The sequence below is a fragment of the Hominimerdicola intestinalis genome (genome assembly GCF_054655215.1).
Map to the genome: position 1 here is coordinate 130,933 of NZ_BAAHNZ010000002.1, position 14,076 is coordinate 145,008.

A 14,076-nucleotide genomic window follows, 5' to 3' on the forward strand; every position below is an offset into this window, starting at 1 on the left:
TCTACATTGCTATTTCCGCTACATTGTCATAGTTAAATTTGTGAATTGCCGCACCGCAGAATATTATAAGTACTGCAATAAATATTATGAGATACGCTGCTGAAAATCCCATTGATACCAACGACTGCCTGAAATATTTCGTGTAATGCAGCCAGATAATAGAGTTAGCCATCGGCATTGTCTGAAGAACCATAAGAGGACCGGCTTGGAAAAATGATCCAGACTAGTGTGCCGTAGAGTGCTGCTCCGAACAGCGCAGCCAGTCCTCCGCAAATAAACGAAGTCAAAAATTTTGAGATATAAAATCTTGCTTTCCCTGTTCTGGAAATCGTAAGCCGCATAAGTCCGCTGTTACGTTCCGTACAAAAACTAACCATAAGATGTAAAATGACCTTACTTTTTTATTACAGCCAGATGCCGCGATTACCCGATTCATGGTTAATATTCAGTTATTAATTTGCAAAATTGAAATCGCTTTATATATTCTCCGATATATGAAAGGCTTTTCATTTATAATACAATTCATTCCCCGAAATCCTTGTGAATATTTTTTAAACATTTCATCCGCTTATCTGCATATCGGAACGCTTTCAACGCTTTAAAAGCATTGACTAATTTCAGAAGGATCGTAAGCAAAGCACTGTGTGATACGTCTTTTAAATTGCCTATGAACTCTTTGCAAAAGCCTCTGGCATAAAAAATGAAACGCATATACTATTTCCGTCGTTCTCAAGTTTTACTGCGCCCGAAAAGCTTGAACGTTTTTTAAAAGATTGCGTTCCCCAGAATTTCTAAAAGGGTGATAAAGCCGCTCCGATGCTTTATCATCTATTTTCAGAAAACTAGAGCTTTATACCTTTTGAAAAACAGCAGTTACAGTCATATACCCTTTGTCCGCCTCCGCAAAAATCTCTCCATCCATTTTATGCATAAGCTGACGGCAGATGTAAAGTCCCAGACCGCTGCCTCCGATTTTATCGGCATTTGAGCCCCGCCAGAAGCTGTCGAAAATGTGCGGCAGCTCGGGTTCCGAAAGAGTGCAGCCGCTGTTTTTTACAGAAATCAAAATGCAGTTCTCTTCCTCGGAAAAACAGATTTTCATCTGCCTTCCGTCACCGTATTTTATGGCGTTTTCGACAATGTTCTGAAGCACCTCGATACTGCGGTCAATATCGCCTTTCAAAAGGCAGTCCATATAATCTTCGATTTCAAAACCAGTCTTTACAAGTGACAGCTTTTCGGTATAGTAATCCGCAATGCTTTTTACCGCCTCCGACAGATAAAATTCATCGTTTTTTACATCAAATGTAATAAAATCCTCTCTAGAAGCACTGATAATCTGACTTACATAGCTTTGAATTTCATCAGCCTTAACGCCGATATTTTCAACAATTTCCAGCTGCTTAGCCTTGTCAGAATACAGCCCCTTTGAAAGCGCTTTTGAGTAAAGCTTAATTGCCGAAATGGGTGTTTTTATATCGTGAGAAAGCGATAAAAGCAAGGTTTTCTTCTCCCTTTGGAGATCAAGTTCACGATTTTTCTGCTGTTCCATATTTTCACGCAAAAGGTCAACTCCCCATATAAATCTTCCGAAAAAACGGCTTTTGTTTTCCTTTATGGGTATGGTGAGATTTCCCTTTGATAGTTCAAAGGGAACATCTTTCAGCGTATCAAAAGGAGAGATTATTTTTCTTTTTATGTAAATCAGCACGGCGAAAACCATAACCGACATAACGGCAAGAACAATATTTACAATAACCGCAGCATTGTGATTTTTCTCAGCCGACGCCGTATAATCAAAACGATAAAGCTCGCCGCCGATTTCACGCACCGCATAATCACTGTCCGTATCGTAAAAATTATCGCTGTATTTTTCAATATTCGTTACATAATTATATGATGATAAATCAACGCTTTCAAAGCCGTTTTCCTCTATTTCAAGAGCAATTTTGTTTATTTCCACGCGGTACGGTCTGCCGCTTACGGAGGTATCATAGCTGTGCAAAGCAATATTTGCACCAACAAAAATCAGAACGATTACTATAAAAACAGCGAAAAAAACTTTCTTAAACGCTTTCATATTTATACCCCACGCCCCAGACCGTCTGAATTCTCCGAGGATCTTTCGGGTCGTCCTCAATTTTCTGCCTGAGCCATTTAATATGCACAGTCAAGGTCTGCTGCTCGGAAAAACTGTCGCTGCCCCAGACTTGATTAAATATATATTCCTTTTTTAAAGTTTTGTCCTTGTTTTCAATCAAAAGTAAAAGCAGTTCAAATTCCTTTGCGGTAATTTCGATTTGAACGTCGTTTTTATACAAGCTTTTTTCTGCTTTGTTAAGCTTAAAATCGCCGTCAGTTATTTCGTCAAAAGCATATCTGCGCTTGAAAATTCCGCCGATTTTTGCCAGCAGAATATCAATATCGTAAGGCTTTTCTATGTAGTCGTCCGCGCCTAAAATCAAACCGTTCAGCTTATCATCTTTTTCGGTTTTTGCGCTGACTATAATAATCGGCGTGTTGCTCTGCTCACGAATTTTCGAGCAGACCGCAAAGCCGTCTATTCCGGGCAGCATTATATCAAGCACGATTAGCCTTGCGCCGTATTTTTCATACAGCGGCAAAGCTTTTTCACCGCTTTCACAAACGGACACGGTATAATTTTCGGCACGGAGAAAATCGCAGAGCAGCCCTGCAATTTCCTTGTTGTCCTCTACTATTAAAATATCAATCATGACTACTCCCGTTCTTTAATTTTAACGTGGATGATATCTCCCGCCTGTTTGCTGATTTTTGCACGGATATCCTTACGCAGACCGATGATATGCTTTACCGTTTTCATTCTCACAAGACTTCCGTCATATCGTACTCCGTCAAATTCGGCAGTAACCTTGACTCTGCCCTTGCCGAACTCCTTGCGTACATCGTACGGGAACTCAATATACGCTCCGTCAATATCGGGAACTTTCAGAATTTCTGCGTCAAACTCATATATTTTTTCATTCATATTACCAACCCATCTCCATAAGCCAGTTATTAAGCGTTCTTTCGCGCTCTCTTAACTGAGAGGACGAGGTATACCTGTTTAAATTATACTCTCCTTTTATGTTTCCGTCAACTATATATAAAACTCTTGTGCATTTTGCCGCAACTTTTACGTCGTGAGTTACAAGCATGATCGTAACGCCTTCTCCGTTAAGCTTTGCAAGCTCATCCATAACCTCGTCGGAGGATGTGCGGTTTAACGCACCCGTTGGCTCGTCGGCGAAAATCATTTTCGGCTTGTTAATCATACTTCTGCAAATGCAGGCACGCTGAAGCTGTCCGCCCGAAACCTCGGTTATATCGTTATCGGCAATTTCAATAATACCAAGCTTTCGCATTAAATTCTGTCCTCGCTGAACCGTTTCTTTGCGTGTTTCGTTATTCTTTTCGGACTGGCAGGCGGGAAGAATAATATTATCAAGCACGGTGAGGTTTTTCAGCATATACATCTGCTGAAAGATAAAACCCATTTCGTCAAGGCGTAAATCCGCAAGCTCCTTTTCGCTCATTTTTGCTATATCCTTGCCGCAGAATTGCACCTCGCCTGCGGTAATGCTGTCCATACCCGAAACAGCATAGAGGAGGGTTGATTTGCCCGAACCCGACGGTCCCATAACGGCAACCATTTCACCCTCGTCAATGCTGAAATTCACGTTTTTCAGCACGTTGTTCTGACGCTTGTTTACTATATATGTTTTGCAAAGATCCTTTGCGGTTAATACTGTTCTCATAATTAATTCTCCTTTTTATTCGATATTTGAAGCTTCTGAGGCTGATATTTTTCGTATTTCCTGAGCTGAGATAAAAGCAGAAAGCAAAGTTACTGCAAGAACAATCAGAGGGTAAAACGCATAAACCTCAAATGGCTTAATTTCAAATTCAATACTATATGCGCCCATTATTTTAAATATCGGTTCGATCATAAGCTTAGAAAGCGGAGAAGACAGCAATGCTCCGATTATTGCCGACATCAGCAGAATTATACCGATTCGCATTATCTGCCACAATATCAGACTTGAATTTTTAAAACCGATCGCTTTAAGTATTGCAATTTCACTTTTCTCCTTTGTGATAAAGCTCTTTACCATAAGCAGCGCAACCAGCATATTTATACAAATAACAACTGCAAGTATAAGTGTTTTTACGTTCTCAAGTTGACCCGCAATACCGCCTATCATGTCGTTTATATATTCGCCTGCAGTATAAATTTCCGCATCAGGATAGTAGCTTTCCAGCAAAGCTTTTCTTTCTTTAAGAGTTTTAGAGTCAGGATTATCGGTATATTTAATCTGAACACCAAAGCAGCCGCCGGCATAGCTGTAATCAAGCTTCTCGTCCTGATAAAAACGTATTCCCTCGCCCATATTGTTCATTGATTCGTTTATTGCAGAAACGGTATAGGTTCTCGTTTCAGTTCCGAGGTTTATATCTACATCATCGCCTATATCTGCGCCGATCTTATCCGCAATAATATATGTTACTGCAATTTCATTTTTATTTTGCGGAGGAGTACCTTCAATATAGTTATACATATCTGCAGTTACATCACCCATACCTTGAAAAGCAAGCGACGATTCTTTTTTGCCGTTGTGCGTAATACTTATCCGGAACATAATCTCTTGAAAAATGTCAGCTTCTATATTATTTTCTGACAGCGTATTACGAACGTCATTCAGGTCGTGTTCAATCATTTCCTTATTGTTTCCCTCAGGAGTAAAAATTGTTTCCTGTAATATTACATGGTCACATTCCGCCATACTGAACCATGTAATCAGATTATCCGATTGCAGCGTGTTGATCGTATTTATCGGAATAATGATAAGAAGTATTCCCAAAGTGAAAATCACAAACATTGAAGCATACTTTTTTATTCCGCTCAGGATATCATTTACCGCCATGAACGGAATAACAGGCATTCTAAATCTGCTTAAATAAATCAGTCCTTTTCCAGAAAAACGCTCACCTGTTTCGCCGTTTCTGATTGCGTTGATGGGCGAAAATTTCTTGATTTTGCGAGTGCAGAAGAAACAAAACAGCATAACAACAGCCGCCGCACCCACAGCACATAAAATATTTATAATGAAATTATCGCTGCTCGAAATAATGATATTCTTTGAAACGTTTGCAAGAAGCAGTTTTCCAAAAGGAATACTTAGTGCCAGGCCGATCAATGCTCCTATAACGGAAATTGCAAGATATTTTGCTATGTAAAGGCCTCGTATACTGTTGTTCGGAATGCCTATCGCTTTCATAACTCCGATCTCACGGAACGCCTCACTCATAGTAAAATTAATTGTAAAATGAAGAATTACCATTGAAATCAGTATCAGACATATACTTACGACAAGCACTACTGCCGCATTCATCATATCCATGATGTACATCATTTTAATCATACTGTAATCCGCGTTAAAAACCAGGTTCAGTTCAAGCTCCATAAATTTTTCGTTAAACTGTGTGTCTTTTGTATAAACGCATACGGAACTCATTATGCTTGCCTGTTCATCGTTAAAAAACTCCCAATCATCTTTGTTTACCAGCATACGAGTCATGCCGATCATAGAAGAACCGAAAAGAGCATCCTTGACGTATCCCTTTAAGGTAAATTCTTTTTCTTTTTCATTTAAGCTTATTTTAATTTTTTCACCACCGTGAAAATTATTTGAATTGAATATTTCAGCAGAAACATAAATTTCACCATTATTTATTTCTGTAATTTCATACCCGTCACTGTCAAAAACCTTACTGCCGTTTAATGAGGAAATACAGGTAGTATTTTTATAATCAAATACCTCTGAATCTATCGTTATATCCTTAGGGTCTATCTGAATCAGATCTGTAATTTTATATTCATAGCCGTTTTTCTCGGCAAATTCCGAAAATTTTTCTATATCCGTCTGAAATACCAACGAAAACCAGAAATCAGGTACTTCTGCCTTCTCAAAATATTTATCCAGCGCAGATGTAACGGTAATTAAATTATTTGCACTGCTTGCAATAAACATTGCTGCCAAAGTAATAAAAATCAGCAGGATTATGTTCATTGTTTTCTTTCGCTTAAGGTCTTTTTTCAATATGCTCAGAAACATTTTTCTACCGCCTTTCCCTTTTGTGATTTCATTATAGCACGATAATTATTAAATAATCCTTAAATCTGATTTTGGAATATCAGTTTTGCAAGAATTAAGCCACCGTACATTTAAGTACGATGGCTCGCTGTCATATTCTACAAAATAGCTGAACGATAAAAGCTGACTAAAGTGCTGAAATATCAGGTTTTTGATTTTTCTTTTTGAAACTTAACTTTTTATTTTATAGAGCAAATTTTGTTCTATAATACAAAACGCCGCAAACCCCGAATTTACAGGATATTGGACATAAAACCAACGCAGTTTGAGCACTAGGGTTCAAGCTGCGTTAGGGTTATCGCTCTATGCAGAGGGAAACAAGGCAAGCGTACTTGTACCGATGTCTTAGGGTAATTTCAATCCTCTCCCTCTATACAGAGGGAGACACCCAATATACATAGGGTATTATCGATATAAAGGATTTCAATCCTCTCCCTCTATGCAGAGGGAGACTTACGGGCGTAAGCGATAAGCAGATCAACTACGCATTTCAATCCACTCCCTCTACGCAGAGGGAGACAGCTGTCTATAATAGCTCACGTTGTATTTTCAATACCAGTTTATCAGACAGCGATTTAACAAATATAAGCTTCCTCTTCATTATATCACCTTAAGGAAGAATTTTCAATGCTTTATATAATAAAACTGTTGCTTTTTTCAATTTTTGTGCTATAATTTATTTAAAGTAAATTAAATGGGGGACTAACATGAAAAAACTACTTACTTTTGCTCTGGCGTTATGTCTGTGCGCAGGAACAGTATCCTGCGGAAAAGCAGAATCGGGTGAAACTGAAAACAGTTCCGATACGGAAATTGTATCATCAGAAATGGATACCTCTGCAACTACTATGCCTGAAACGACGACTACAACCACCAAGAAATCAAAGACAACGCTTGCGACTAAAAAATCCAAAACCACCCTTGCAACAAAAGAGTCGGACAATACCGCTACAACAACCACAAAAACCACAACAACTACGACAACCACTTCAATAGCCGTACCTCAAGATATTGTTCTTTATGACACCAACGGAATTAAGATAACATATAAGGGGTTAGATGATCACGATTTCTGGGGTTCTAAGATAAAACTGCTTATTGAAAATAATACTGATAGATCATATACCATTCAAGTAAGAGATTTTTCAGCAAACGGCTTCATGATCAGAGGCTTGATTTCAGCGGATGTTGCTGCAGGAAAGAAAATCAATGACGGGATTACGATTAAGTCATATGATCTTGAAGAAAATAATATCTCCAGTATAGAAAATGTTGAGTTTACTTTCCACATTTTCAACCGGGACGATTGGGACGATTCCTTTGATAGCGATATTATATATCTGGAATTCTGATACACCTAACTAATTTACACCGCCTATCCGATTTGATAGGCGGTGTTTTTATATTATTCCGACACGGCATCTGCAATACTGCTTTGCTCTTCGCCAATTTCGTTTTCAGCGCTGATGACGGCGGCAACCGAGTATTTCGTCACATACCACAACAACCGCAAACCCTAATGAATTATCATACTTACCAAGTCCTCGGAAACACTGTACAAGCCGTTTCTGATTGCTTGTTTTTTCAGCCTCAGAATTTTTAAACACGGTAATAAAACTATCCAGCCACTTTTTAGCGGTTTTGATAACCTCAAGATCCCTGAACCACTTATAAAGCTCATGGACCTTAACGATCAGTTTTTTTAGATTTGATACCGCCCAGAGCAGCGCAAACAGCTTGAGCAGATCACCGACGATCCTTTCAGTTCGTTATATTTTTCGGGATCGGTTTTCTTCAGGCTGAGCCGTTCGGAATATCCCATCTTCGCAAACGCCTCTTTTGTTATGCCGCTTTTGCTCGGCTCTGCTGCCTTGGGTGGATCTCCGCCCCTCAGCTTCTGATCCACCGCCGCAGAAAGCGACGCGTTAAAAGCCTTCTCGAACTCGTCAATACGGGCTTTGGATGTTTGAGCCGTATCAGCGGTAAGGTACTTTGCAAATTCGGCGGGCAATCCTCTTTTCTGCAGCTCCGAACCGACGGACAGCTCAAGTTGAGTTTGTTCAAATGCGGCTCGCTGTTTTTCAAACTCCGCCTTTTCTTTCTCAAGCTTATACTTCTCCCTTTCGGCTTCACTCATTTTTTCAAGCTTTTTGCTTTCGCCGATGGCTTCAAGCTTTTCCTTTTTCCATGCCTCTTTTGCGTCTGAAACAGCTTTTTCAGCGGCAGTCCTTGTGTGAGCCTCAAGCGCCGATTTCATGCTGTCGGATCCAAGAATATCTTCCGGCTTGAATGTGCTGAAGACCTGTTCAAGAGTAATGGTAGACGGCTCGCTGCTTCCGCTTCCGTCACCCGCAGAGGGATCCTCCGCAAAAAACTGCATTGATATCCTGATTCCGTGTGCTTTCATGTGGTTTTACCTTCCTTTCTTAATTTTGAGTATAATAAAAGCGCCCCGCCGAAGCTGAGCGCTTATATCCATATTGAATTTTTAAAGCAGATCTAAAAGCTCCATAAAATAAAACTTTGAATTCCTGCTTTTCTGATCCTTAAATAAAATCTCGTTATCTTTTAAAATATCAACATATTTTCGTAATGAACTCTTATTTATACCAGTCTCCTGATATAGTTTATTTATTGTGAAAATTGGATTATTAAAGATTGCTTTTACGATCACTTCCGTATTGATTGAATTTACGCTGTTTCTCAATTTATTCAAAGTAACATCATAAAGCTGATCAAGATTATTCAGGAAAGAAATATCCCTTTTAGTCTGATTGATAATAGAATTAAGAAAAAATTTGATCCAATCGGTAAATCCCCTAGGAGTTAATGTTCTGGTACCCTGTAAATACGAATAATATCGTATTGAATTCTGCTCAAGCTCTTGGCTCAGAAAAAAATAAGGCGAAGAAACTACTCCTTGCTTATACAAATAGATTGGTATAAGTACTCTTCCAACTCTGCCGTTCCCATCAGGGAATGGGTGAATAGTTTCAAACTGTGCATGAATCAAAGCTGCTTTAACTATTGCGGGTAATCCGTCATCATAATTATAATCGTTGTTTATATACCGTTCAAGATTGCCCATCCATTTCGTAACGTCTGCCGCAACGGGAGGTATATGTTCCCCTACCTTGTTCTGCTGAGTTCTGAATTCACCCGCAATAAAGCGCGAATTTTTTCTGACATTTCCACTCAGCAATATTTCATGCACTCTTTTGAGCAGCTTTATGGTTATAGGATTATCCTTGGCTCTGTTACTTGCCTCGCTCAAAGCGTCCGCATATCTCAGCACTTCTTTTATATCGGGATTCTTGGTTTCGGAAGCTTCAACATCTGATTCATATACAGCGTCAATAGTCGTCTGTGTGCCCTCGATTTTTGTTGAATACAACGATTCAATTCTCAGCATATGTTTTACCGAATAAGTATCCACTATTTTAGAATGATTCATTCTTTCATTGAATTCTCCCAGTTTAGAGGAAGCAGCTGCAATATCAGACACTAATTCTTCGAGTACAATATACTTTTTTTCAAATGGTAACGACATTGGAACAAATGGTGCTTTCATGATAAAATCCCCCTTTAGATATATTATAACACACATTTTTTATTTATACAATACTTTTACGAAAAAAAGTGTGCTATAACGCTGATAAATTTATCCTGAATATACAGCTTGCACTTATAAAAATTACCGCCTCGCCTTAGCGGAGCGGTAAAAAACTATGCGTTTTCTCGATTAGTCTTATCTTTTTTTGGATTTCTGTCCTAATCTGTATTGAACATATGCTCAATCATTATCCTGATTATCTTAATTTTTAATTATAAACCTATTAAGTTCACGGATGGTCATATCCACAGGTTCAATGCCCTTTTCCTTGCAGTACCGACTTATTTTCCTGTAATCGTAACGTACTGTTTTATCAGACAGAGGCGCTGTAAAACCACCGTATTTTTCAGCCGCCTTATCCAGCTCTCTCATTTTCTTTAATTCTTCCTGCGACATATTCAACCCTCCTCAAAAGTATATATTTTCAGCAGCTCGGCCGCATTTTCCTCGTCAATAAACATTCTGTACGGGTGAGGTCTGCCCAAAAGCACCGCACCGAGAGTTTTGCTGTAATGCTCAACAAGCTCAGTGTTTTTTGCGTCCATAAATACAAATCCGCCGTAACCCTTATTACGTGAAACCTGTGCTGCTATTGCAAACAAATGACCGCCGACTCCGTTATACATTTTATGATTTCCAAAGTTATGCGGAGCGCTTTCAGCTATATTAACATAAACAGCCATATCACGTCTGAAGTCTGTAACAGCTACAAGTCCCTGAATAGTATCCTCTCCGCTTATGCACAGCTTATAAATCTCAGAGTCATTCAAGCCCTCATCCAGCCAGTTGAACTTCCAGTCCTTTAGATTCTTAAGTTCATTTTTACTTGCTTTTGCAAATACAGTTGGTACAATAGCGCCCGTCTGAGCATTTTCCAGGCATGGCGTAAACTTGTCGATAACCAAATTCAAACTGCTTTCACCCCTTATATTTATTATACCACTTTCCCCCGATTTGTCAACCGCCGCTTTTCGTGCCTGAGCCTTCAGCAGTCCATAATTATGCTTATCAGTATATTTGATCTTCTGAAACTCTTCAAGCGTTTTCGGCATTTCTGTTCCAAGCAGCTTTCTGTACCTCTCAAACTGATTTCTGTCGTAGGAAAGATTTCTGACCGCTTTTTCATTGGCTTCCGCAGCAGCATTTCCCTTAACGTACTTATCATACCACTCCTTATAGCTCATATCCGCAGAAACGGTCGCAGGCTTTCCTGTTATCGGGTCTGTTGCCCGACGTTTCAGTTCTGCCATTATCTCATCATCAAGCGCCGAAATAGTTGTTGAGCGGCAGCGAGGGTGCATAGGAGGACAATTTTCACCCTGACAGGCTTCGGCGAGAGGATACTCATTTCCGTCAAGGCTCCTGCATATTTCAGATGTCCTCAAATCCAAAGTAGCCACAAAACGGTATTTTTCCGCTCCGGTTTCTCTGAAGCTTTCAAGCTCGGCGCTGTTGGCAGCAAAGCTTGCCTCCGTCCTTATAAGCGTCAGGCTTCGGCTGTAAGATGAGCGCATTCTTTCCTGAAGCTCGTTTGCCATTCTGCCGCTTGATTTTCCGGTAAGGAAGCCTTTGAGCAGTATCTCCTGTACAGTCTCGGCAAGCATTTCTGTATTTTCCCAAATACGCTCTGAATAGTGTTTGCCGCTCCAGTTAGTCAGCAGTATTTCATTGATCCTGTCCTGCGAAAGCAATGCAAACGTAAAGCCCAGTCCTGTTCCTTTCTGAGTATCGAAAATACTTCTGTAATATGTGCTTTCGGTTATCCCGTAAAGCTCCCGATCCATAAGCGACAGAGTTTTGCCGCCGATTTTTTCACATACGGTCTTGACGTTTCCCGACAGTATGTTAAGCTGATCTATCCTCGCCCTATATGCGGGAGCATTTATTTCAGCAAGCATTAAAGCCTTTTTCTCTGCGTCCTCTATCCTGTCAACAGCCTTTTCGAGCCGCTTTATAACGTCAGGCTCCCTTATGCTTTTAAGTATGCGCTTTGCTTCAGTCTCGGAAATGCCGGCGGAAAAATTCCTGAATATGCTGTCAAGCCTTTTTTGTATATCCTTTAATGCTTCAAGATATGCTGTTCCTATCTTGTCCGCCGCCGAATCCGCTTTAAGGACAGCTTCGTCCATACGCTTTTCCGCCCGCTTGCGCCAGTGATCACTGCTCCTCGTTTTCATCTTCCGCACCGTCGCTTCTCAGGCTGAACACCGACTGCTGATATTCCAAAGCTTTCTGATTTTCTTTTCTGAGCTTTTTTATCTCCTCAGCCGGATCTTCTACGAACGGAAGCTGTGAAAGCAGCGTTTCCTGCGAGACCAGTCCTGACAGCGCCGAGACTGTATCGGCAAGCTCGGCGGTATTCTGCGGAAGCGTTCTCGACATTACGATCTCTATCCCGTCCGTATCTATTACCGTATTGTGAGCCGAAAGTACATTGGCTATAAGCTTCAGGCGATAGCGCAGACCCTCCTTGAAAAAGCGTTCTTTCGTTTTAGTCATCAACTCAAAACCCAAAAGTTTATATGCCATAGCAACTCCTGAAACATTTCCGCCGAAGTTGTCGTCGCTCATATCGGGAACATTTGAGATCGTATGTATATCCTTTTTTATAGCATTTCTGAGTATCTCAACGCTGGCTTCATCGAACTGCCTTGTAAGGTATTCAGCTTTGGCGTCATTCGGGAGTTCAAGTATCCCGTTATCCTTTACCGCTTTATAGGTCTCGGCCTTTTCGGCGCTGTTGTCGGCCATATTAAATCATTACGACATTTTAAGACAATATAACAAATTCTATTGATATTTGTAAAAAAGTGTTGTATAATGGTAATATAAATTTATTTGTGGAGGTGAAATATGTCAAACAAATACACAAGCGGTGCGCTTACTATGAGACTTATTATAGGTATCTTTTCTATTTTGCTATCTATAATAATTGGTTTTCAGTCCTGCGCCGCCAGCTTAGGCGAGGCAATTACAAAATCAGAAACAGCCGGAGGAGCAGCAGGTATAATTTTAGGATTTTTTATGCTTGCAGCCGGTATTACTACTGTTGCAGCCAGAAAATCAACAGGCGGTACAATTACGGCTATAGTAGCTTATGCTCTGGGCGGAATCGTCGCTTTGGCAAATCAAAGTGCATTTTTCCAAGATTTAAAGATATGGACAGTTGTTTCATTTATATTTGCTACCTTACTCGGAATCTCGCTGCTCATGAAAAACAAAGTAAATAATACCGAAACCGAAGAAACGGCAAATGAGTTTGGTTCATCCCCTATTTTAGTGACTACAAATAACGCTGTTAAAAAGCATAGCAAATCAAGCTCTAAAACTGTAGCAGCTGGATTTATCCTCGGTATGTTGGCTTTGGCTGTAATTATAGACGGAATTTTGCTGGTCGTAGTTTTTAACAAACCAGACATAATAAACAGAGTAATATCTGGCTTTAATGGCTCAGAAGCCGGATATAAATACGCAGAATACAACGATTATAATTCCGCCTCCAAAACCAAAGATCTCAAAGGTGATAATATATACATAACTACAACAAACCCTGAATATATGAGCCAAAACGGATTTGATTATTTGCTATGTGACACTGATGATGGAAAGTGGCTCGTTTGGCTTAACGCATATTCAGAATCCGATCTAAACAGCATTTCAAGCGCAGTTGCAGATAATAAACTGAGAATTTACGGGACTCTTATGGGCTATTCCGAAAAAGAAAATAGACCCGCATTGATTGCCGAACGCATGATTATCGGCAATAGAATATACTCACCTTTAAACTACGATTTTAACGATTCCTCACAATCAAATTCAGATTCTGAGAGTGATTCAACCACAGAAGATAATAGCAATTCTGAATCCAACAAACCATAAAAATTATATAAAGGAAGAAAATCTAATGATTGATTTTCAAAATGCAGGATTTTTTAAACTAAAGAGGGTTGATGATAAGGCGTATGAGCCTCTCATGGTAAGTGGGGAAACAATTTGCGCTACATACCAAGCGATTCGTGATGGCATTGTATTCACGAATAAACGTATACTAGCTATTAACGTTCAGGGAAATACCGGTGTCAAGAAAGACATTACCTCTCTCCCTTACAGCAAAATTCAGTCGTATTCAGTGGAAACAGCAGGGGTACTAGATCTTGACAGTGAACTAGAGCTTTGGTTCAGCGGATTAGGAAAAGTTAAATTTGAATTTAAGAGCAATTGTAATGTTTCACAGATATGCAATTTTATCAGTAACTACGTTTTATAACTGCCCCAATTGAGTGTTAGCGG

General features: G+C 39.8%; 14 protein-coding genes. 3 read left to right on the forward strand and 11 right to left on the reverse strand.

Annotated features, from left to right (window positions below; all coding sequences use genetic code 11):
* Position 1 precedes the first annotated feature (1 nt).
* The 6 genes from ACYQ0H_RS02990 to ACYQ0H_RS03015 form a co-directional block, all read right to left on the reverse strand.
* Positions 2-193, reverse strand: a complete 192-nt coding sequence (locus ACYQ0H_RS02990) for a hypothetical protein (RefSeq protein WP_459811360.1) — start codon at positions 191-193, stop codon at positions 2-4.
* Positions 194-850: 657 nt separating this feature from the next.
* The gene (locus ACYQ0H_RS02995) at positions 851-2,080 is read right to left on the reverse strand and encodes a HAMP domain-containing sensor histidine kinase (RefSeq protein ID WP_459811361.1); all 1,230 of its coding nucleotides are present in this window, start codon (positions 2,078-2,080) and stop codon (positions 851-853) included.
* The gene (locus ACYQ0H_RS03000) at positions 2,067-2,735 is read right to left on the reverse strand and encodes a response regulator transcription factor (protein WP_459811362.1); all 669 of its coding nucleotides are present in this window, start codon (positions 2,733-2,735) and stop codon (positions 2,067-2,069) included. The genes ACYQ0H_RS02995 and ACYQ0H_RS03000 overlap by 14 nt, the downstream gene beginning before the upstream one ends.
* A 2-nt stretch (positions 2,736-2,737) precedes the next feature.
* Positions 2,738-3,007, reverse strand: coding sequence for a DUF1905 domain-containing protein (locus ACYQ0H_RS03005; protein ID WP_459811363.1), 270 nt, complete (start codon positions 3,005-3,007; stop codon positions 2,738-2,740).
* A 1-nt stretch (position 3,008) separates the two neighbouring features.
* Positions 3,009-3,776 carry an ABC transporter ATP-binding protein gene (locus ACYQ0H_RS03010; protein WP_459811364.1) on the reverse strand — a complete coding sequence of 256 codons (768 nt, stop codon included), beginning with the start codon at positions 3,774-3,776 and terminating at the stop codon, positions 3,009-3,011.
* 15 nt (positions 3,777-3,791) lie between these two features.
* Positions 3,792-6,134, reverse strand: coding sequence for an ABC transporter permease (locus tag ACYQ0H_RS03015; RefSeq protein WP_459811365.1), 2,343 nt, complete (start codon positions 6,132-6,134; stop codon positions 3,792-3,794).
* Between the two features lie 746 nt (positions 6,135-6,880).
* Between ACYQ0H_RS03015 and ACYQ0H_RS03020 the strand changes: the two genes are divergently transcribed.
* A complete protein-coding gene (locus tag ACYQ0H_RS03020) occupies positions 6,881-7,525 on the forward strand; it encodes a hypothetical protein (RefSeq protein WP_459811366.1) in 645 nt (214 codons plus the stop codon).
* A gap of 350 nt (positions 7,526-7,875) precedes the next feature.
* Here ACYQ0H_RS03020 and ACYQ0H_RS03025 read toward each other — a convergent pair whose 3' ends face one another.
* The 5 genes from ACYQ0H_RS03025 to ACYQ0H_RS03045 all read right to left on the reverse strand — a co-directional run bounded on the left by ACYQ0H_RS03025 (position 7,876) and on the right by ACYQ0H_RS03045 (position 12,537).
* Complete coding sequence (locus ACYQ0H_RS03025) at positions 7,876-8,580, reverse strand: DUF4355 domain-containing protein (RefSeq protein WP_459811367.1); 705 nt, start codon at positions 8,578-8,580, stop codon at positions 7,876-7,878.
* Between the two features lie 81 nt (positions 8,581-8,661).
* Positions 8,662-9,744 carry a Fic family protein gene (locus tag ACYQ0H_RS03030; protein WP_459811368.1) on the reverse strand — a complete coding sequence of 361 codons (1,083 nt, stop codon included), beginning with the start codon at positions 9,742-9,744 and terminating at the stop codon, positions 8,662-8,664.
* A gap of 243 nt (positions 9,745-9,987) precedes the next feature.
* The gene (locus tag ACYQ0H_RS03035) at positions 9,988-10,182 is read right to left on the reverse strand and encodes a hypothetical protein (protein ID WP_459811369.1); all 195 of its coding nucleotides are present in this window, start codon (positions 10,180-10,182) and stop codon (positions 9,988-9,990) included.
* A 2-nt stretch (positions 10,183-10,184) separates the two neighbouring features.
* The gene (locus ACYQ0H_RS03040; RefSeq protein ID WP_459811370.1) at positions 10,185-11,915 is read right to left on the reverse strand and encodes a minor capsid protein; all 1,731 of its coding nucleotides are present in this window, start codon (positions 11,913-11,915) and stop codon (positions 10,185-10,187) included.
* 28 nt (positions 11,916-11,943) lie between these two features.
* Positions 11,944-12,537, reverse strand: coding sequence for a phage portal protein (locus ACYQ0H_RS03045; protein ID WP_459811371.1), 594 nt, complete (start codon positions 12,535-12,537; stop codon positions 11,944-11,946).
* Between the two features lie 102 nt (positions 12,538-12,639).
* Here ACYQ0H_RS03045 and ACYQ0H_RS03050 point away from each other — a divergent pair, with 102 nt between their 5' ends.
* Both ACYQ0H_RS03050 and ACYQ0H_RS03055 read left to right on the forward strand, forming a co-directional pair.
* Complete coding sequence (locus tag ACYQ0H_RS03050) at positions 12,640-13,665, forward strand: hypothetical protein (protein WP_459811372.1); 1,026 nt, start codon at positions 12,640-12,642, stop codon at positions 13,663-13,665.
* 25 nt (positions 13,666-13,690) lie between these two features.
* The gene (locus ACYQ0H_RS03055) at positions 13,691-14,053 is read left to right on the forward strand and encodes a PH domain-containing protein (RefSeq protein ID WP_459811373.1); all 363 of its coding nucleotides are present in this window, start codon (positions 13,691-13,693) and stop codon (positions 14,051-14,053) included.
* Positions 14,054-14,076: the final 23 nt, after the last annotated feature.